At 55.3% G+C, this 19,294-nt stretch carries 26 protein-coding genes; 14 read left to right on the top strand and 12 right to left on the bottom strand.

The genetic code is table 11. From position 1 onward, the window contains the following. Positions 1-13: 13 nt before the first annotated feature. Together prmB and FB481_RS23195 are read right to left on the bottom strand one after the other, a co-directional pair. On the bottom strand, positions 14-919 hold the full coding sequence (gene prmB / locus FB481_RS12470) for a 50S ribosomal protein L3 N(5)-glutamine methyltransferase (protein ID WP_147176621.1): 906 nt from the start codon (positions 917-919) through the stop codon (positions 14-16). A 108-nt stretch (positions 920-1,027) separates the two neighbouring features. Further along, positions 1,028-1,168 carry a hypothetical protein gene (locus FB481_RS23195; RefSeq protein WP_178109874.1) on the bottom strand — a complete coding sequence of 47 codons (141 nt, stop codon included), beginning with the start codon at positions 1,166-1,168 and terminating at the stop codon, positions 1,028-1,030. Here FB481_RS23195 and FB481_RS12465 point away from each other — a divergent pair. From FB481_RS12465 to FB481_RS12455, 3 genes are all read left to right on the top strand, one after another. Further along, on the top strand, positions 1,167-1,766 hold the full coding sequence (locus tag FB481_RS12465) for a cysteine hydrolase family protein (protein ID WP_073265086.1): 600 nt from the start codon (positions 1,167-1,169) through the stop codon (positions 1,764-1,766). The two genes, FB481_RS23195 and FB481_RS12465, sit on opposite strands and share 2 nt — an antisense overlap. A gap of 78 nt (positions 1,767-1,844) precedes the next feature. Beyond that, positions 1,845-2,165, top strand: a complete 321-nt coding sequence (locus FB481_RS12460; RefSeq protein WP_027910554.1) for a hypothetical protein — start codon at positions 1,845-1,847, stop codon at positions 2,163-2,165. A 46-nt stretch (positions 2,166-2,211) separates the two neighbouring features. Continuing rightward, positions 2,212-2,769, top strand: coding sequence for a Smr/MutS family protein (locus FB481_RS12455; RefSeq protein WP_147176582.1), 558 nt, complete (start codon positions 2,212-2,214; stop codon positions 2,767-2,769). 89 nt (positions 2,770-2,858) lie between these two features. Here the strand turns inward: FB481_RS12455 and efp are convergent, their stop codons facing one another. From efp to FB481_RS12405, 10 genes are all read right to left on the bottom strand, one after another. Then, complete coding sequence (gene efp / locus FB481_RS12450) at positions 2,859-3,431, bottom strand: elongation factor P (protein WP_013791768.1); 573 nt, start codon at positions 3,429-3,431, stop codon at positions 2,859-2,861. A gap of 46 nt (positions 3,432-3,477) precedes the next feature. After that, a complete protein-coding gene (gene earP / locus FB481_RS12445; protein WP_147176581.1) occupies positions 3,478-4,602 on the bottom strand; it encodes an elongation factor P maturation arginine rhamnosyltransferase EarP in 1,125 nt (374 codons plus the stop codon). 13 nt (positions 4,603-4,615) lie between these two features. Then, positions 4,616-5,962 carry an MFS transporter gene (locus tag FB481_RS12440; RefSeq protein ID WP_147176580.1) on the bottom strand — a complete coding sequence of 449 codons (1,347 nt, stop codon included), beginning with the start codon at positions 5,960-5,962 and terminating at the stop codon, positions 4,616-4,618. Positions 5,963-6,361: 399 nt separating this feature from the next. After that, positions 6,362-7,057, bottom strand: a complete 696-nt coding sequence (locus FB481_RS12435) for a histidine phosphatase family protein (RefSeq protein ID WP_147176579.1) — start codon at positions 7,055-7,057, stop codon at positions 6,362-6,364. Positions 7,058-7,468: 411 nt separating this feature from the next. Beyond that, positions 7,469-8,542 carry a phosphoadenosine phosphosulfate reductase family protein gene (locus tag FB481_RS12430; protein ID WP_147176578.1) on the bottom strand — a complete coding sequence of 358 codons (1,074 nt, stop codon included), beginning with the start codon at positions 8,540-8,542 and terminating at the stop codon, positions 7,469-7,471. Next, the gene (locus tag FB481_RS12425) at positions 8,532-9,206 is read right to left on the bottom strand and encodes a hypothetical protein (RefSeq protein ID WP_147176577.1); all 675 of its coding nucleotides are present in this window, start codon (positions 9,204-9,206) and stop codon (positions 8,532-8,534) included. The genes FB481_RS12430 and FB481_RS12425 overlap by 11 nt, the downstream gene beginning before the upstream one ends. A gap of 33 nt (positions 9,207-9,239) precedes the next feature. After that, a complete protein-coding gene (locus FB481_RS12420) occupies positions 9,240-9,989 on the bottom strand; it encodes a hypothetical protein (protein WP_147176576.1) in 750 nt (249 codons plus the stop codon). A 43-nt stretch (positions 9,990-10,032) separates the two neighbouring features. Further along, positions 10,033-12,186: a DEAD/DEAH box helicase gene (locus FB481_RS12415; protein ID WP_147176575.1), complete on the bottom strand. Its 2,154-nt coding sequence runs from the start codon at positions 12,184-12,186 to the stop codon at positions 10,033-10,035. Continuing rightward, positions 12,183-13,025, bottom strand: coding sequence for a DUF1837 domain-containing protein (locus FB481_RS12410; RefSeq protein WP_147176574.1), 843 nt, complete (start codon positions 13,023-13,025; stop codon positions 12,183-12,185). Before FB481_RS12410 ends, FB481_RS12415 begins: the two co-directional genes overlap by 4 nt. A gap of 51 nt (positions 13,026-13,076) precedes the next feature. Next, entirely contained in the window at positions 13,077-13,502 is a 426-nt protein-coding gene (locus tag FB481_RS12405; RefSeq protein ID WP_147176573.1) for an Arc family DNA-binding protein, read from the bottom strand. A gap of 95 nt (positions 13,503-13,597) precedes the next feature. Between FB481_RS12405 and FB481_RS12400 the strand changes: the two genes are divergently transcribed. From FB481_RS12400 to FB481_RS12335, 11 genes are all read left to right on the top strand, one after another. Then, on the top strand, positions 13,598-13,813 hold the full coding sequence (locus tag FB481_RS12400) for a helix-turn-helix domain-containing protein (protein WP_147176572.1): 216 nt from the start codon (positions 13,598-13,600) through the stop codon (positions 13,811-13,813). Beyond that, the gene (locus tag FB481_RS12395; protein WP_147176571.1) at positions 13,810-14,034 is read left to right on the top strand and encodes a hypothetical protein; all 225 of its coding nucleotides are present in this window, start codon (positions 13,810-13,812) and stop codon (positions 14,032-14,034) included. The genes FB481_RS12400 and FB481_RS12395 overlap by 4 nt, the downstream gene beginning before the upstream one ends. Positions 14,035-14,037: 3 nt before the next feature. Beyond that, entirely contained in the window at positions 14,038-14,355 is a 318-nt protein-coding gene (locus tag FB481_RS12390) for a DUF5447 family protein (protein ID WP_147176570.1), read from the top strand. Between the two features lie 3 nt (positions 14,356-14,358). Continuing rightward, positions 14,359-14,553 carry a hypothetical protein gene (locus tag FB481_RS12385; protein ID WP_147176569.1) on the top strand — a complete coding sequence of 65 codons (195 nt, stop codon included), beginning with the start codon at positions 14,359-14,361 and terminating at the stop codon, positions 14,551-14,553. After that, positions 14,553-14,750, top strand: a complete 198-nt coding sequence (locus FB481_RS12380) for a hypothetical protein (protein ID WP_147176568.1) — start codon at positions 14,553-14,555, stop codon at positions 14,748-14,750. Before FB481_RS12385 ends, FB481_RS12380 begins: the two co-directional genes overlap by 1 nt. A gap of 511 nt (positions 14,751-15,261) precedes the next feature. Next, positions 15,262-15,615 carry a hypothetical protein gene (locus tag FB481_RS12370; RefSeq protein WP_147176566.1) on the top strand — a complete coding sequence of 118 codons (354 nt, stop codon included), beginning with the start codon at positions 15,262-15,264 and terminating at the stop codon, positions 15,613-15,615. 203 nt (positions 15,616-15,818) lie between these two features. Next, positions 15,819-16,022, top strand: a complete 204-nt coding sequence (locus FB481_RS12360) for a hypothetical protein (protein ID WP_147176564.1) — start codon at positions 15,819-15,821, stop codon at positions 16,020-16,022. 11 nt (positions 16,023-16,033) lie between these two features. Then, a complete protein-coding gene (locus FB481_RS12355) occupies positions 16,034-16,240 on the top strand; it encodes a major capsid protein (protein WP_147176563.1) in 207 nt (68 codons plus the stop codon). 136 nt (positions 16,241-16,376) lie between these two features. Further along, positions 16,377-17,717, top strand: a complete 1,341-nt coding sequence (locus tag FB481_RS23190; protein WP_178109873.1) for a virulence factor TspB C-terminal domain-related protein — start codon at positions 16,377-16,379, stop codon at positions 17,715-17,717. Position 17,718: 1 nt separating this feature from the next. After that, a complete protein-coding gene (locus tag FB481_RS12340) occupies positions 17,719-18,036 on the top strand; it encodes a DUF2523 domain-containing protein (RefSeq protein ID WP_147176561.1) in 318 nt (105 codons plus the stop codon). After that, positions 18,037-19,212: a zonular occludens toxin domain-containing protein gene (locus FB481_RS12335; RefSeq protein WP_147176560.1), complete on the top strand. Its 1,176-nt coding sequence runs from the start codon at positions 18,037-18,039 to the stop codon at positions 19,210-19,212. Positions 19,213-19,294 lie beyond the last annotated feature (82 nt).

Raw genomic sequence — 19,294 nt, 5'->3', positions numbered from 1 at the left:
CGAGAGCATCGCCTCAACAGCGTTCGCGAAACAGCGCCTGGTGCTCGCGGCACTGCTCGGCCGAGAGCATGAACACGCCGTGGCCGCCGCGGGCGAAGTCCAGCCAGGCGAAATCCACTTCCGGGTAAAGTGCTTCGACGTGCACCTGGCTGTTGCCCACCTCGACGATCAGCAAGCCTTTTTCGGTCAGGTGATCGGCAGCCTCGGCGAGCATCCGCCGCACCAGGTCCAGGCCATCGTCGCCGCAGGCCAGGCCCATTTCCGGCTCGTGCTGATATTCGGCCGGCATGTCGGCGAAATCCTCGGCATCGACATACGGCGGGTTGGAGACGATCAGGTCGAAGCGCTGCCCAGGCAGCCCGGCGAAGCCATCGCCTTGCACGGTATAGACGCGCTCCTCGAGACCATGACGCTCGATATTGCGATTGGCCACTTCCAGCGCCTCGAAGGACAGATCACCAAGCACCACTTCGGCTTCGAGGAATTCGTAGGCGCAAGCGATACCGATGCACCCGGAGCCGGTGCACAGATCGAGAATCCGCGCGGGTTCGCCGGCCAGCCAGGGGCTGAAGCGCTGCTCGATCAGCTCACCAATCGGTGAACGCGGCACCAGCACGCGCTCGTCGACGATGAACGGCAAACCGCAGAACCACGCTTCGCCCAGCAGATAGGCGGTGGGCACGCGATCTTCGATGCGGCGCTTGAGCAGGGTCTGCAAATGCAGATGCTCGTCGTCCTCGAGGCGGCAGTCCAGGTAACCGTCGGCGATTTCCCAGGGTAGGTGCAGCGCGCCGAGCACCAGCTGACGGGCTTCGTCCCACGCATTGTCGGTGCCGTGCCCGAAGAACAGCTCTTCGGCCTGAAAACGGCTCACCGCCCAGCGGATGTAGTCGCGCAGGGTGCGCAGGCGGGTTTTCAGGGCTGGGTGGGCATCGGTCACGACAGGGCTCCGGGCAAAAGCCGTTAGTCTAGCAGGCCAGCCCCAGCATTCCAGCGCCCTGCAAAGGATTGGCAGCCCGCTGGGCGTTCAAAAGTGCCGGCTTGCTGAAACGATTCTGCTGCCAGCGCTGCGCTGCCAGGCAGCAATACAGCCAACAGAGAGGTTCACAGCGGCGTCATAGAGGCGGACAATATGCACCGTTAACCGCGCCAGCAAGGAGTCGTACATGTCGTCCCACCCGCAAACGTTCTATCAGCTCACCGGCCGTGGCCACGCCCCCGCCAACCTGAGCAATGCGACCCTGCTGGTCATCGATGCTCAGGAGGAATATCGCAGCGGCGTGGTGCAACTGCCCGGCCTCGATGCCGCGCTGGTCGAGATCGCCAAGCTGCTCGACGCCGTACGTGCTCAGGGCGGCGCAATCGTGCACATCAAGCACCTGGGCATACCCGGTGGTCTGCTCGACCCGCGCGGCCCTCGGGGTGATCACCTGCCGGAAGTGGCGCCGCTGCCAGGCGAGATCGTCGTCGAAAAGCGCATGCCGAACGCCTTTTCCGGCACCGAACTGCACGAGAAGCTGCAGTCCCTCGGCCACCTGGACCTGATCGTCTGCGGTTTCATGACTCACTCGAGCATCAGCACCACCATCCGCGCCACCAAGGATTACGGTTATCGCTGCACCGTGGTCGACGCCGCCTGTGCGACCCGCGACTTGCCCACGCCAGATGGCAAGGTGATCAGCGCCGCCGAGATGCACCGTGTGGAGATGATCGCCCTGGCCGACAACTTTGCCGCCTGGGTGCCGGACGCCAACGCTTTACTCTGAGCATTCAGGTGCTTTATCGGTTGGAACCCGCTACTACACTGCCAGTCATAGCGAGAAGATCCCTCAAGGAATCAGCGCATGAAGCAAACAGACGGTTTCAGTGCCAGCCTCCGCCCGCGACGCTCGTTCAGCTGGCGACTGCGTTTTGCCGCTGCGCTGACGGCGCTGTTTGCGGTATTGGGCATTCTGCTGCTGATGGCGGGCGCGTCGACCCTGCTGGGTCGCCCGCCGGCTCTGGGCAACCTCAATGACTCGACCACCGACGCCAGCGTACTGCTGGTGCTCGGAGTGGTGCTTCTCTGGGGTGGCGTACTGGGCTGGCGCAAAGCCCGACGCCGCATGCGCCAGCGCAGGGCTGACCTGGCCATGTCACCCCACCTGATGAAGAAACGCGACTGACCCACCCTGCGCCGCTTGGTAAACTGGGCGCCCCTGCGGAGGCCCCATGCAAGACGACGACCTTTCCCTGTTCAAAGCCCAGCTGCAAGACGTGAAGCCGATCAAGCACGACCGTGCAGACACCGGCAAACCGAAGAGCGACCGCGCGCGACTGGCCACCTTGCGCCAGGCTGCCACCCAGCGTACCGACACCATCAAGGTCGACGGCCTGTCCGATCAGTTCGTCATCGACGTCGGCGCCGAAGACGCGCTGTTCTGGGCCGGAAACGGCGTACAGGACGGCCAGATGCGCAAGCTCAAGCTGGGCCAGATTCCCTTCGACGGCAGCCTCGACCTGCACGGCATGAGCGTGGAAAAGGCCCGCGACACACTCTGGGAGTTTCTCGCCGAAGCCACCAAGCTGGAAATCCGCTGTGTGCGGGTGACCCACGGCAAGGCAGTACGCACCGATGGCCGCAAGCCGATGATCAAAAGCCACGTGAACACCTGGCTGCGCCAGCATCCGCAGGTACTGGGCTTTGCCTCCTGTGTGGCCAAGCACGGGGGCACGGGGGCCGTCTATGTGATGCTCAAACGCACCATGATGGATGGCCGTGACGAGTAATCGCTTGATCCCCTCCCCTACAAAGCGCTGATCGCAGCGCATAAAAAACCCGGCGCCAGGCCGGGTTTTCTGTACAGCGCAGCGCTGAATCAGGCCGGCGCTTTGGCGCGGGACTTGTACTCGCCGGTGCGGGTATCGATTTCGATCCAGTCGCCGATTTCGCAGAAGTCGGCAACCTTCACTTCGGTACCGTTGTTCAACTTGGCAGGCTTCATCACCTTGCCGGAGGTGTCGCCACGGGCGGAGCCTTCGGTGTAGGCCAGCTGACGCACGATAGTGGTCGGCAGGTCGACGGAGATAACCTTGCCTTCGAAGAACACGGCTTCGCAGACGTCGTTCATGCCTTCTTCGATGAACGGCAGAACGCTTTCCAGGTCCTCGGCGCGCAGCTCGTAGGAGTTGTACTCCGGATCCATGAACACGTAGTCGTCGCCGCTGATGTAGGACAGGTTCACTTCCTTGCGCTCAAGGATCACCGGCTCCATCTTGTCATCGGCTTTGTAGACAGTTTCGGTCTTGGAGCCGTTGATCAGGTTCTTCAGCTTCATCTTGACGATAGCGCTGTTACGACCGGACTTGGTGAACTCGGCCTTCTGGATCAGCCATGGCTGGCCGTCGATCAGGGCCACGCTGTTAGGCTTCATTTCTTGTGCGGTTTTCATACGAATATCCGGATCTGAATGGATTTACAAAATTCGAGGCCGCGTATCATAGCCAATTTCGATAAAACTGCACCAGCGCCGCGGCAAGATCTGCATATACCGCCTGGCGCCTGGCCCAGACTTGGGCATGGGCGGCCAACTCATCGGCGCGCTCCAGCCAGGCAGCCCAGGCCGGCGCCATGCCTTCGCCCGCATTCCACGCCCGCCATACGAGGCGCAGGGCGGCCTCGGCCTCGCTCGAAAGCCCCTGGCAATACAGTGCCATGAAGGCCTCGAGCTTTTCCCAGTGCGCCTCTTCCTGCTGTGGGTAGATATGCCAGACCAGCGGTCGGCCCGCCCATTGCGCACGCACGAAAGAATCCTCGCCGCGCACTAGGTTGAGGTCGCAGCACCAGAGCAGCGCGTCATACTGATCCTGCTGCATGAAGGGCAGCAGCTGCATGCTCAAGGCGCCACGCTGCATGACCTCGCCAAACATGAGCGGCGAACCGGCCCAGCGCTGCAAATCGCCGAGGATGCGTCCTTCCGGAACCAGCAGATGGGTCGGTGTGTCAGCGCCAGCCAGGGCATCCAGCCAACCGGCCAGGGCACTATTCTCATAGGCGAACAGGGAAACCAGGCGCGCGTCGGTGAGCGGGCTGATACCCAATGACGCGAGAAAATCAGTGCGGGCTCTGGCGTCACTCTGCAGCCGGTCGCGAGCGGCGAGCAGCCCGCTTTCGCGCAGCACCCCACCCGTGCCGGCGCTGAAGCCTGGAAAGAAGAAGAACTTCTGCAGCCCATTACCCTGCATCGACGGCAGGCCGTGGCAACCTTCGACCCAGCTCTCGGCGCTCAGGTACTCCAGGTTCAACCAGAGTACGGGCGCCTTGCGCGCCGCCATCGCCGCCACATACTCGGCGGGCAGCTCGCAGGCGAAGGCTTCGATCACCACATCCGCCGGCTCCACCGCCTGCCAGGCCTGCGCCCAATGGCACACCTCGACGCTGCTCAATAGCTGACAATCGGAATCGGCATCGGCCTGCGGGCAGATACGCGCCAGCGCCGCCAGATCATCGACCCAGAGGCGCACCGCAGCGCCCTGCTCGGCCACCAGCTGCCGGGCCAGGCGCCAGGTCACGCCGATATCGCCGTAGTTGTCGACGACACGGCAGAAAATATCCCACCTCATAACGCCCTTCCCTTCAGGCCTGCAGCCCGCCCTCACACTGCCGCGTGTTCATGCTGGCATCGACCAGCGGCTCGGCCACTTCGACGCCGGGCACCACATCGGAAAGATCTTCCTGGCGCTCGTGCTCCAGCGCGCCCTGAACCAGATCCTCGGTCACCCGCAGCTCTGCCCCCACCATCGAGGCGGGCGTCGCCGGCTCGAATGGTGCCACAGGCTGAGGCGCCGGGCGCAGCTTGCGGCGCCAGAAGAACAACAGCACCAGGCAGCCATTGAGCAGACTGAAGGCCAGGAACAAGCCGGCGTCGCCATCATGCTCCATCAGCGGCGAGATCATCAGCGGGCTGATCGCCGAGCCCAGAGAGTTGATCAGCAGCAGCCCCTGCACCATACGCACCAGCGCGCCAGCAGGCGCCCGGTCAGCGGCGTGGCTGACTGCCACCGGGTAAACGGCGAACACGCCACCACCGAGCAGGAACAGCAGCACCATGAGCAGCAGCGGCGAAGACGGCAGAATCATGATCGCTAGGGAAATCAGCAGGCAGAACAGGCTCAGTACGATCAGCACACTCTGCCGATCATGCTGATCGGACCAACGCCCCACCGGGTACTGCAGCAGCATGGCGCCGAGAATCACGCTGGCCATAATCTGCCCGACCTCGCTGACGCTCATGCCGACGCGCTGCAGGTACAGCGGCAGCAGCGAATAGACCGCAGCGATGGCGATACCGGACCCGAAGCAGCCAATCACCCCGGTCGGCGTCATACGGATCAACTGCTGCGGCAGCAGCGGCTCGACCTTCTCCACCAAGGGCGTAACCCGCGGAATGATGCCCATGGGCAGCACCGACAACGACGCCAGCAGCCCGGCCACCATGAACGGCGCGGTGTCGCCCCAGGCATCGATGGCGCCGAGCTGCAACTGGCCGAGCATGCCGGAGCCGTAGAGCGCCATCATGTACAACGCCAGCAGGCGACCACGCACCTTCTGGTCACCCGCCAGAAGCATCCAGCTTTCGACGACGAGAAACACACCGAGAATCGACCAGCCGGCGATCAGCCGGAAGACGAACCAGGCCCAGGGGTCGAAGAACAGCCCCTGCAGCAGTACGCTCACCGCCGTCAGCGAGGCGAAACTGCTGTAGGCGCGGATATGGCCGATGCGCAGGATCAGCCGGTCATTGAACAGCGCTCCCAGGGTCAGGCCGATGAAATAGGAAGCCGACACGATACCGATCACCGTCGCCGACACGCCTGCCGCATCCAAGCGCAGTGTGGTCAGCGACGAAATGAAGCCGTTGCCGATACTGATGATGAACAAACCGAGCAAGGGCCCCAGCGCCATGCCAAGCAATTGCGACATAAAAACCTCGAAGCGATGCCGCCCCTTGAGCGCATCGGAAAAAAGAATGCTGTGACCGTTACAGGCTGCGCACACCACGCCGCTCGACGACAAGCGATGGTTGGCCGAGTGGGGAAATGTTTCAGGGAAAGACGCCGCACGTAAACACGGACGCCAACACCCAAAAACCTCGAAAGCCGGGGCGGCTCTGGTTTTTGATTTTGTAAGGCGAGGGAGCTGAAACGGTGAAACCTGAGGGGCGCAGGCCGCCCATCAAAGGCCGCGGACGATACACGAGCAGAGGGGCTCGAACAATCGGCTCAGCCACGCAGTCGTGATCGATTGCCCATTAACCGCAACAGCAAAATACGACGAGGCCGTCGCCTGCCATGCAAGCGACGGCCTCACTGCTCTGAGGGCTTAGCCTCGCTGGCGCTGAGCCTGATCATTCAATGCACTCTTCCAGTCATCGGCGTCGAGAAAACCGATTACCTGCAGCGAGTCGGAATCCTCGGATTTGCTGAAGAAAAGTGCAGTCCCGTATTCCGGCATGTCGCTGTCATAGCCCAGAGAGTTCTCAAACGCGGAGATGCAGCTGCTGTGGGTGACCAGAACCATATTCTTGCCCGGCACCTTGTGCTGCAGCGCATTGTCGAGCATCGATTCTCGACATTTATAAAGCCAGTCCTCGTCGACACCGAGGTCATTGAAGACGAGTTCCTCGGTCTGAGCTGTACGGGTAAGCGGACTGTTGTAAACGTCGGTTCTGGTCAGGCCCAGCTGCCCGAAGCCATCAGCCAGCCAGCCACCAACAGGGAGTGATCGGGAGGTAATGCCCTCTGTTCCTTCCAGGCAGGGATAATCTTCCTTGTCGCAACGCTCCAGATGGCGCAGCAGAACGATGATATCGCCCTCCTGCCACTGGGCCAGGAGACTGGGCAGCTCCCCACTGCGTTCTTCGGAAAGGTCTTCGATCTCGGGCGGCTGTAGCACGAACACGCCGAGGGAGGTCACGACGGACGCAGCCATACAGGCGGCCAATGCACCGCGGCGTTGACGAGCGCTCAACTTGCCATACAAGCGCCGAACCGGGCTTAGAAACAGGGATTGCAACATCGGAACTCCAGCTGGATCGCCCTCATAAGGATTTATAGGCGCGGTCTGAACTGAGTCCCTCATCCACGAATAGTTCGCGAACGGGCTAAGTGATTGGTTACCAGAAGTTCCCAGGAGCACTTAATGGCGGATCGGCTTTAGTGCCGGCGGTACGCGGCGCAGAATGCAAAGCGCGCGTTCCCCCCTAAAAATGGTCCAAAAATCCGAACACCAGAAACACAAAACCCCCGCTTCGCTAGGAATGACGGGAGTTTGCGCTGAATCGAAAGTGGCGGTGAAGAAGGGATTCGAACCCGTTTTTGAGCGGTTTCAGTGCGTCACAGTGCGTGCCAATGTGTGATTTTGCGTTACCTCAGCGTGTCGATTCGTCGCTGTGCGGCACAGTGTTTTCGACACTTTTTCGACACCACCCTACGTAAGCCCTCCCACATCCTCTTTGTAGTTAGTACTCTCCTCGTCTAATAACCACAACTTATTTATTTCATTAACCTCTTCAGGAGAAATTAGCTTAAAACCACTTTGCGCCTCTGCGGCAAGCAGCTTGGTGTATAGCTCTTTTCTAGCGCTCAATCTGAACGGACCTAATCCGGGCATTCCATTTCTTCTTATCGTACATCTAAACTTAACATCATCTCGTATACCTACCATCCAATTCCTGAACTCAAGCAAGGGTGCTAGTTGAACGTACCCACTGGCAATAAGATTGGTAGTGGCCTTGTCTTGCCTGATAACAGTACATGTCCAGCAACCAAACCTACCCTTGCTGCATGGATTGGTGTTTGGCAGGCGAATGATCGGGCACTCGCCAGATATCGACTTGTAAAGATTCGATATGACCGACAAATCTATACACTCGATATCAGAGCCTTCAGCAAGGCCTAGCCAAACATCATCGGTGTCAAACTCAGATATAGGGCAAAAAAGCGTTGTAGCGTCGCGACCAGACTGTTTAAACAGATGCGGTCTACCTTTTGAGTTTCTACTCAGAATTCTATCTCTCTCAATGCTCTCATTATACCGAGCACCAAGCACAACTATCGATTCGCCCGTAGCAACTACTTTCCTCAAAGCATTTTGAATGGGATCTATGCGTAGCCTATCAGTACACCATCGAAATTTATTGCTAGGAGGTGGATAGCCTCTGCCCAATACTTTCACAAAGTATCTGTCTTTCAATAGTGGCCTTATAGCATCCACTGAAATATCAAGCCCTATTCTAATGCCTTCAGACTTGACTTCTCTTAACGTCTTTTTTATATAACCGTCTAAAACAGGTATTTCTACCCCTGTATCACAATAAAACACATGTATGGGCTTTTTATAAATACGGGGCAAATCCTTTAAAGCGGAAAAAATCAGCTTTATTACTAAAGACGAATCTTTGCCTCCACTAAACCCTACAATCCAGGGAATTTCGTTTTCGCAAAAATAATCACGAATTGCCTCAATAGCATTATCATATTTTCTTCTAAAGTCAGATTCCATTTTTATCAAACAACTCCACTACCTTATCCCTGTGTAGCTTTTCTATTACATTTAACTGCTCATTGCTTAGCCGTAGATGCTCACTATGAACCTTGGGAAAAACCAATACACTTGTAAACAGTGAAATAAAACCTATCAACAGCCCTGAAACAGCCATCGCAGAAAGCCTATCAGGATACCAATTTGACGCTATGACACTTAACACGAAATATAGCCAACTAAAAATCAAACCTAATAAAACTATATCAGCGCATGTTGACCAAACGATACCATTATCACGCACTAACTTACCCTTTTCCTTCAAGCTCTCATCGCCATCAATGATATTGTAAAACATAATCATCATTAATTTTCGGCGAGCTTCATCATCAACAATGTTAGAGGGGGGATTACCACCTCGCCCAATGCGATATAGCCTGACAATTATATTCTTATCAATTTTCGCATGTGAGCCGCGAATAAATAATGATCTAAAATTATAGCTACACAGAAGTGTCCCTAAAATAAAAGCAATCACGGCCCCATAGCTTTCCAAAGGAAATTCCAATGCTTCGCTATAAGGAATTACCTCGCCTATCGCCGCCTGATAAATAGGCACACTAAAAAATACAAAAACAGTCCCTGGAACAACTTTCCTCATCACCTTTAGGGTTGATAAGTCCATACTCGCCGCCTGTATATCTTCTATGCTATGGTCTCACATGGGGCTAAAACTACTAGAAGCAACGCAATATCGGTCTCGTAGCTTGTCGCTTCTGTATTCCCGGTCATTATTATACCTAGCACGCCATGCTCTGCACTCTTCATGATAATGTTGTTTGGCAGCTTTGCGGCATTCGCGGTAGTCGATTGAACCGCGCTTGTGGTTAGCACATACGGTAGTGCCGTCGATGTGGTTGTTAACGGATATCCACTCGGCCAGATAGTTGGTGCCGCCATTCCAGCTTTTGATCCATCTGGAAGTACGCTCACGCTGCACGGTGCGTTGCTGTTGTCTTGGCTGCTCAACTGATGCGATCTGTTGAATTGGTGCAGGTGCCGGCTTGTAGGTGTTTACAGGCTGCTTAGGCGTGTAGTTATTATCGTTGAACACCGTTTGTCGTTCGTGTGTTTCCTGGGCGCGTTGGCGTGACCATTCTTCAAGCTCGCGGTTGGCTTGGATGGTCTGTTGGGCTTGGCTGGATCTGATCCAGTCTTGATCATTGCCTTGTAGCGCTTCGGCTGGTGGCTGCTGAGGCTGTGCAGCCTGTTGGCTGAATATGGGCTCACCGCCAAAGCGGATAGCCTGTTTGAGCTGTGCTACGTCGATCACGATGGGTTTCGCAAATATTGTGACCAAGCCCCAAAAGATTGCAGAGCCAATACCCAGGATTGCCAGCGCCCGCCATGGGCCTTGTTTCTTGCGTGGCCTTATATAATCAGGAGCATCGTCCTTATCAACTCTCATCACTGCTCCTTGTGCTCATAATGAATCTGTCCCTTTTCCGACTCTAACCTAATTGCAACTGTACGCCGCCTCCTTTGGAGCCGGCAATCGCAGTCTTCAAAAGGTACTTATCAATAGCACCTAGATCCGGGATTTTCTTCAAGTTGAGCTTAGATATCTGCAAAATAGCATCATCTGAAGATATTGGACTATCAAGATAGCGCGCCATCTTTTCCGACAACGGCAGTGGAACTCCAATTTCGTCTAGCTGCTTCATCCAGGCAGGCCTAAACCAACTTTCTAATGCTGCCGCATAAAAACTATAATCAAGTTTAGCAGTCGGAACCAGACTTTTTACTATAGACTCAATAGCCATTACTTTTTGAGGAAACTTAAACTCGCACGCCTGAAGAAACTGGAACACTCGATCAATAGAAGAGTCTATCTCCTCCGAGCGACCTAGTTTATTTGTAAACCAATAAAGAAAACCTGAGGTTTTTTTATAATAGAACAACTGCGACCACGCCCACGAGACCTGCTTAAATGACAACCTACCAAAACCTTCATTTTTTTGTTTAGCCGCAAAAACAACCAGCTCCGCTAATACTCTTCTCTGTGAATTACTTGGCTTTCCGCTCCACATTAGGCTCTTGGGGTTTTTCAACAAAACATCTTGAATCTTTTCTCTCAGTAAGACGAGTACATTAACCCCAAGCCCACCATGGTTTTTCAGAACATCTTCTGCCAATCCCGTTTTCTCTGGCAACTCCTCCTGCCTCTGACGCCCCTCATATGAGAGCGAATCATAATCTACATTCATCAAAATATATTCTGTAGATGCCCCGGGATCTAAGAGCACAGGAACGGTAACGCTAGTTTCTATTTCCTCGGGAGGCTCATGATATAAATAAGCATTACCGACGAAATGTCGCATCATCCTACCAACTCGGCCTCTAATATTTGCAAATGAGAAAAAATCGAAATCTGTTCTATTGATTTTTTTGTCATAAACAAAAACATTAGCTGCGGAAGTATTTACCCCCTCGATAAGAGTCGAAGTGCAAAAAAGTATCGTAATCAGGCCTTTATCAAACAGACTTATAAATAGCTGCCCTAGTGATCTTGGTAGCCTGCCATGATGAATAGCAATTCCACGCCTTACTCCAGCAGCCAAAGGCCACTCAGAGTGATAATTAGCAGCCAACCAATCGCTTAAATTTCTCCTAAGAGCAGACTCAGATCCAATATCATTATTCACAGCTATATCAAGAAGGCTTTGCGCAGAGCCAGGTGAAGATGTAAATATGAGTGACGACTCAGTTCTAACCTCACGCAAATCAGCCAAGAAAACTTTTAGTTTGTCATCGCAACCTGATCTATCCACAACATTTACAGAAACCGTATTATAGCTGGTATGGAGAAAAGTAAAATTCTTAACCCACTCAACTCCGACCTCGATATGGCTTATGTTCGGACCAGCCATAAAAGATTGTCTTGCAATTTTTAACGCTTTATACAAGGCAATATTTAGGGTTTCAAATCGTCCGTCCTTCCTATCTGGATCCAACTTATAAAACTCATCAACGAACAAAAAGTCTATGGACTGTATATCCTCCCTCAATATAAAGCGTTCCTGAGTAAGAATAAAAATTGTCGGACGAGATGAATTATAAGCAATTGTCGCGGAAGTTATAAAATCATAATAATCTTGAAATGTAGCCTTTAATCGTCTACGAGTCTCGTCAATCAAAGCAATCGTGGGAAGTACAATTACAACAGTGCGCGGTCTTTTTAAGGATATATAGGCATCTACAAGTATACTTTTACCGAAGCTAGTGGGTGCACTAAGTATGAGATTCTCCCCACCTAAAAGCTTTAATAGAGCCTGCATTTGCATAGCATGCAAATGGCACTTCCTATCCAGCGTCACTGAGTGAGCCTCAATGACTGACTGAGTTATTAGATTAAAATTTTCCTTTGCTATGTACTGGTAAAAACCACACTCTTCAGCTAAATACTCGACTGCTCTGAAGCAGCCTAAGGGGACTTGCCCTTTATCTTTTGCAGACAAAAGGCGTATAGCCACTTCCAGTGCGTCAGCTGACTCACGGCCGTAGCAACTTATTATCGTACCTGCAAACGAAATAGCATCAAAAATTTCATCTGCATTTAGAGATTCACTTGGCTGTATATTTCGGAGTCTTTCCAAGACCGTCATACAAAAGACTCCAAACGCTTATCAAAGTGCGCTATAACATCCTGCTTATTGTGAATCGGGACAAATATTAGCTGAAACTTTAATGGAATATTTTTTGCACATTCAAAAAAATACTTTCTCAGTTCAATCGTTTCTTCCTCAACCCTCACTCGATATTCATCGCAAAGCCTGTCGAAAGAAGAAACGCTCTTACTTTCATAAGCTATCAGGATCGGAAAAACTGCAATTTCGAAAAGTCTGTCAAGTGATGTTTGCTTTCTAAACAGTTCGAGAACTTCATCTCTGCGAGGCACGCCCTCACCGACATGGCCCACCACCATAGCTTTTTCAGTATTCATGAATGCTGGCACAATGTGGTCTTTAATCGATGTCACTGCTTCTCGTATTGCAGCCTTAGGGTCGCCGTAAAACTTAGACTCTCCTAGCCAAAGCTCTATACCGCTTTCTTTAGCTAAAACATGAATCCCATCAAAACCTTTAACCGTATCATTTGAAGAGGTTTTTAATATCAACTTACACAGTATGGGAAATGTATTGAAATTAGTTACACAAGCCAAATGAAGCAATATTTCGCCCAATTCACCTCTTGAGCTGGATTTTTTTGTTTTGTATATATGCGCCGCAGCTCTCTCGATCATCTCAAGGAAGTTATGAGCGCCTAAAGAAAGTTGGCTTTCTTGATCTAAAGCGACAAATGGTATCCACTGAAATATGTGATCTGCTAGAGCCTTTGATCGCCAACTTCCAGCTTCATATCCGGCACACAGTGATATTAAGGCGGGAGCATCCAGAAAGCATGATCTTATTTCAAGAAGAGGGTCTGGATATTTAATTATCATTAGTTAATTCCGTTTAACCTTAAAACATCCTACAGAGTTAAGTGTTTCAGCCTAGAACTTTACCCACATCCAGCTCGCTCCATCTAACTCGACTTCATATCCCGCACTGATCAACTCTGCTGTTAACTCCTTGAAGATCCCCTCTAGCTCTCGCTCGTCTAAACCACCCTCATCAAGCCGCAAATCCTTAAGGTCAATATTGGCAGAGCTATGTCCGAGAGAAACAGCTCTGTTAATTCCCATTAATGTGCGACGTCTAACTTCTTCGGGAATACCTGCTCGCGATAAAGCAGCAAGCTCTTTCGCTTTAGCAGCAGGAATCAATTTTTCTGGAGGGGCAATAGAAAGAAAACTGGTTTCGAGTCGAGCAACCAGCTCTGCGTTTAACGAGCGTCCAGAGGCATTTGCAGCCGATTCTGCTCTAGCACGCAGTTCTAGCGGCATTCTTAATTTGAATTGGGGGTCATCTCTGCTCATGTCTGGATCATGGATCACCGTGGTCTTGACAGCAATGGTACCACCGTGATCCCATTGCAATGAACCACGGTGATCCCGAGCATGAGGGAGTAAAAATGGACATGGAAGGATTGGACATCAACAAGCTGATAGGCCCGCAACAGGACGTTGAAACCGTCGAATCGTGGGCGGATCGCAATGGGCTGACCTACGACACAGCCCGCGCCTGGGCAATGCGCGGTGTGATTCCCACCGTAAAGCTCGGCAAACGTCGCATGGTCAACAGCGCCATGCTCCGCCACTGGCTGCTTGAACAGGAGTGGACGGCATGAAAGCGCGTTACCTGCTCTCTACACAGCAGTTCAAAGACCTCTGCATCTGGCTCTTTTGGCTCTCGGCCTACGCCGCCTTCTGCGTGCTGTTCACCCATCTGCTCAAGCAGCTTGGTGCTTTGCTTCTGCATTCCACGTTTGAAGCGGCTTTCTCAATGCTCGCGGCCTTCGTTGCCTTTCTTGGCATCGGTATTCGGATCGTTACGGAGAAATGGCGGTGATGAATGCAAAAGTACCTGCACCGTCCGCACGCACCGGACTGCGACTGCTCTGTCTGCTATGTCAAAAGACTGGGGCCTATCAGCCTGTCGCCACGCTGCACCCAATGCCGCCCCGCTCGCTGTTTTCCGGTCGTTGGCCAAATGCGGCTGGTGAACGGGCACTGGCTGCACGTGAGCAATACGTATCGCTGGGTCTCGGGCTTTACCTGTCCCCAGCACTCACCAACCCCGCGCCCCCCTCGGTACTGGTACGTGGTGGAAAACATCGGCAAGCCAACACCCTACGTCCCGCGCTGGGATCTGTTCGAGCTGGAGAACTGAGCCATGCACGCTAATCGCATTCGCCGTGCTCGTGTCATCGCCCGCCTTATTGATAGCTGGTGCATTCCCGTTTTTATCGGCATCGCCCTTGGTACGGGCTTGAGCGTCTGGCAGCTAGGCGAAGTAGCTCAAATGATCGGCCAACAGTTCTCTGACGCATTAGACCTTGTTGTTCAGTCCTGCGGAGTCACAGAGTAATGCCCGGCATCGTCCTGACCGTCGCCCAAGCCGCTGAGCTGTTGCCCTTGGCCAGCCAGCAGTTGGGCCGCACCCAGCACCAGCAGGACGTCGCGAACGAGAAAGGCATCCCGGAAAACTGGGGTGTAGATGAATGGCAGGAAATCGTGCAGGCCCTACAAGGCCCTGTTGTTCAAGGGGTGGTTTATGTGGCCTGAAGCGTGCGGCTTTATTACCGGGTTACTACTTGCCCAAGTTACGTGGTTTGTTCTCAAGGTTTATTACCACTTCCGCCCGGTCAATAGCCGCGCCCCCGGCTTGTCCGAACACGCTTTACCGTTCGGTCAAACGGAGGCACGGGCGAAGCGCACTATTGAACGCAACCCGAATAAATCAGCCTCCGCTCATGAGTGTGGGGCAGCTTCTCCGCCCCGCGCTCCTGAGCCCTCGGCGGCAAGAGTGGGATGACAAGGGCAAAGCCCTTGGTGTTATAGGCAGAACTAATTACCAAAACAATCAAGAGTGTCATTGCATGCCAATTAGTGCCACTGCGAAAAGCAAGCAAGAATAATGCAATGAGACTTTCAAGCTTTATTTAGCGACAATAGTTTCACCCCGCAGACCGATTAATACCAAGCAATGAAACTTAACAGTTCATTCGCGGGACTCGCTCGGCCTGCAAAAAGGTAAACCGCGCAATAACGCGCAATTGAAAAGAGGAAACACCTAATGGCACGTTCGACTATGGAAGTTGCATTCCTGGGCACTCAGATGACTCAGGTAGAAGAAACCAAATACGCCAAGGTCTTCTACGGCGATGAGCCGGACGGCAAGACCGAACACGGCCTGTCCATCATCGGCATGGCCATCGCTGAAGACGCCGCCGACGAAGTGTTTATGGCCGGCGCTCAGTTCGAGCCCCTGCAACTGGTGCGCATCACCTTCGACGTGGCCCGCGGCGGCCAGAACAAGGGCAAGAACCTCGCCCTGCATATCGAAGCCGTCGATACCAAGCCTCGCACCGCTGCCAGCCCTGCCCCTGCGGCCAATCCCGGCAAACCCGCCGACCCGGCCAAGTCGTAATCGGAGGGCGCTGCCGTGCTGATCGTTGATCGTGTGCTGTGTGACGGCTGTGGTTGTGCCATGGGCCAGCTCTTTGGCCAGCCTGCCGCACAGCCTGACCTGCTCCCCGATCTGCGCACAGCGCCCGAATTCACTTTCTGCCCCGACTGCTCCCGCCAGCCTGCCGCCATCGGCCACGGCTCGGCAGAGCAGCAGGAGGCGCCATGAATTTCATTGTGTGCGATGGCGTATGGGAAAGCGCCGGCCAAACCCCGGTTTGCGTCGGCACGCTCTCGACCATCGCCCTCAGTGAAATCAGCCCATCCGGGCTAACTGCCGAGGATCACGCACAGATCCGGGAACACGCCCTGGTGCTGTTCGCCATCGTCTTCGGCGCTCTCGTCCTGAAAAAGGCACTCAAACTGTAGGAGAAACACCCATGCAAACCTTCAAGACCCTGCGTCGTTCCCTCGGCGCTACCGCTGCCCTCGGTCTGCTGACCGTTCAACAAGCCAACGCGGCTCTGCCGTCTGGTGTCTCCGAAGCCCTGGAAGCGGCCAAGACCGATGGCGTCGAGGTGGCCGGCATCGTCCTCGGCGTGATCATCGCCATCGCCGCCTTCAAGTTCATCCGCCGCGCCCTGTAAGGCGCACCCCAGCAATACAAAGCCCGATAGAGACCTATCGGGCTTTTTCACATGAGGCCAGCCATGGACGCCAACATGCTCACTACCGTCATCATTCTCGCCGCGTTCTGGGCGCTGCTGTTCGGGCGGGTTTGATATGCGCCTGATCAGTGGTGTGCGGCTGTTGGTGGCGCTGGTTGTTGTGGGGTGGGTGCAGGTTGGGTTTGCCGAGGATTACTACTGGGTTTTCTCTGGACAGGAAGAGCGCTACCCGTCTGCTCAATCCGCCTGTTCTTCGCCTCAATTTGGAAATGATTACCGTCCATTGTCGACTACATTTTCAAGCGATGTGGTTGCTATCTGTCGCTATTCACATTCATTAGATTCAAGCGTTGTTGTCACAAAATCAGTCCAGCGATATGGCGATTCTTGCCCTCCTGGTTCTGAGCTCGATCCTGTTACTCGCAAATGTGAGCCGCCACCACCCGATTGCAGCACTGCAAGCCCAGGCATCTTCAAAAGCCCGCCTGCAGGCGTCATCAACTCCAACGGCGCCAACTACGTGGCGACCAGTTCGCCCGGCACCGTTTGCTACAACCAATGCAGCTACCTGACCAGTGACCGCGCCTCGTCGTGCTTCCTCACACCCGGTTCCAAAACCGAGGGTTACTGCAACTACATCGGCAACGCCACCGGCGAGAACTGCAAAGAGCCTGATTACACGCTCGGTGCGCCTGGTGATCCGCTAAACCCGCCGGACACTCCCGACGTTCCTCCGTCCGATCCCAACGACCCTGGCTGCCCGCCTGGCTACGGCTGGTCAGGCACTACCTGCGTCAAGAATCCCACCGATGACGGGGGCAATGGTCCGGGTGACGGTGACGGCGATGGAGACGGCGATTCCGGCGGCGGTGGCTCCGGTGGTGGTGACGGCAACGGGGGCGATGGTGGCGACGGCGGTGATGGCGGCTCCGGAAACGGCGGTGACGGAGATGGTAACGGCACCGGTGGTGATGGCGACGGCAATGGCGGCGGAGACGGCAATGGGGACGGTGACGGCGAAGGCCAGTGCGACCCGGCCAAGGATCCGAACAAGTGCGGCCAGTCCAGCGTTGGCGGTGAGGCCTGCAATGTTGACCTCAAGTGCGAGGGCGATGCCATTCAGTGCGCGATCCTGCGCAAGAACAAAGAGCAGGTCTGCCAGTGGACGTACGACGCCAACGTCAAGAAGCAGATCGCCGATGAAATGGCCGGTGAAGCCTACCAGCTCAAAGAATCTTCCATCCCGGTCAGCGGCCTGTTCACCGAAGCGCTGAACAAAGGCCGTTGGCTGCCGCAGTCCTGCCCGCCGCCGCAGTCCGTCAGCGTCATGGGGCGCACCTACTCCATCAGCTGGGAACCGCTCTGCCGGTTCGCTACCGCCATGGGGCCGATCGTGGTCGCCCTGGCGTCGATCTTCTTTGCCGTCTTCATTGGTCGCGGACTCAAGGGGTCTTGATATGCCATTACTGCCACTGCTTGCCACCTTCCTCGGCTCGATTGTCTCGGGCCTCGTCTTCCGGGCGCTGGCCTCGCTGGGGTTTGCCTACGTCAGCTATGTGGGCATTGGCCGGCTGATCGATCAGGTCGACGGTTACGTCAAAGGCCTGTTCGGCTCGGTGCCGCCCCAGGCTGCCGCCATCCTGGGCATGGCCAAGATCGATGTGGCCATCAACATCATGTTGGCCGCGGTGATTGCCCGCCTGCTGCTGGCCGGCATGGATAAGGTGACCGGCACCATCACCGGCCTCGCCCTGCTAAACAAGGCGGGCGGCTAAATGTTCGTCCTGCGTACCGGCCTGCAGGGCAACGGCAAGACCCTGAACACCATCAAGGAAGTCGATATCAAGGCGGCCAAGGAAGGCCGCGAAGTCTTCTATCACAACATCACCGGCTTCAAGCCTGACCATGAGGCGCTGCAAGCTGTCTGGACGCAGTTCGACAACCCGCACGAATGGTACGAACTGCCACAGAACGCGATCATCGTCATCGACGAAGCCCAAGAGTTTTTCCGGGTGCGCCCTGCAGGCTCTGCCGTGCCCAGGTACGCCAGCGCCCTTGAGGTGATGCGCAAGAAGGGCCACGAGCTGCACTGCATCACCCAAAACCCCGGGCTGATCGATACCCACTTCCGCAAGCTCTGCAATTCGCACATCTACTACGTCCGGGGCCACAAGGGCCAAGTGATCAAGCGCTGGGAGTTCGAGCGCGTGAACATGGATGTAGAGAAGAAGAACGACTTCGCCGAAGGCCAATCGACCCGCATCCTGATCGACAAGAAGTACTTCGGTGTTTATGAGTCCATCGCCCCCGGCTCCGAACATCACTTCAAGTTCAAGCCGCCCCGCGCTCTGTTCGTGCTGATCGCCTGCGTCCTGGGCATCGGCTATTTCGGTTACGGCGTATACGAGCGGCGCATCGCGCAGACCAAGCCTGAACCCGAAGCCGTCGCGCAGGCTCAGGCCGTTGAAACAGGCGCCGCCGTGCCGGCTCAGCAACCTGCGCAATCAACGCGCGCGCCCGTGAGCGAAGCCGACTACCTGGCCCTGCGAACGCCCAGGCTGCCCGATGTGCCCAGCTCGGCGCCGATCTATGACGACGTTACCCGGCCCGTGACCTATCCAAAGCTCTCCTGCATGCACACCGCCGATACCGAGCTGATCGAACGTAACCACCAGCGGTTCGTCGTGGGCTTTCGTGAGGGCAAGCTTTACGGCTGCCGGTGCAATACCCAGCAGGGCACGCGAGCGGTGGTTTCCTTCGATGGCTGCATGGCCTACGTCAACGAAGGCGCGTTCGATCCGGCCAAGCCTGACCGGCTGCCCGCCAACGAGCTGTTGCCGCCGCCAGAACACCAGACCGCCTCAACCTCAACCGTCACCCCGCAAGCCCCACAAAAGGCCGCTGGCAATCCTGCCTGGCCGTCAGTGGCTGGTTATGAGGGTTCGCTATGAGTCGGGTACGCGTCCACGCCACGCGCGGCGGTGTGGTTGCGTGCGAGGAACGAGCGCGCGGATGCGCCGCCGCGCGGGCGCT

This window comes from Pseudomonas sp. AG1028, from assembly GCF_007993955.1.
In the GTDB taxonomy this organism is placed as follows: domain Bacteria; phylum Pseudomonadota; class Gammaproteobacteria; order Pseudomonadales; family Pseudomonadaceae; genus Aquipseudomonas; species Aquipseudomonas straminea.
Note: the sequence above shows the minus strand (reverse complement) of the source record. Positions and strands in the feature narration are given on the sequence as shown.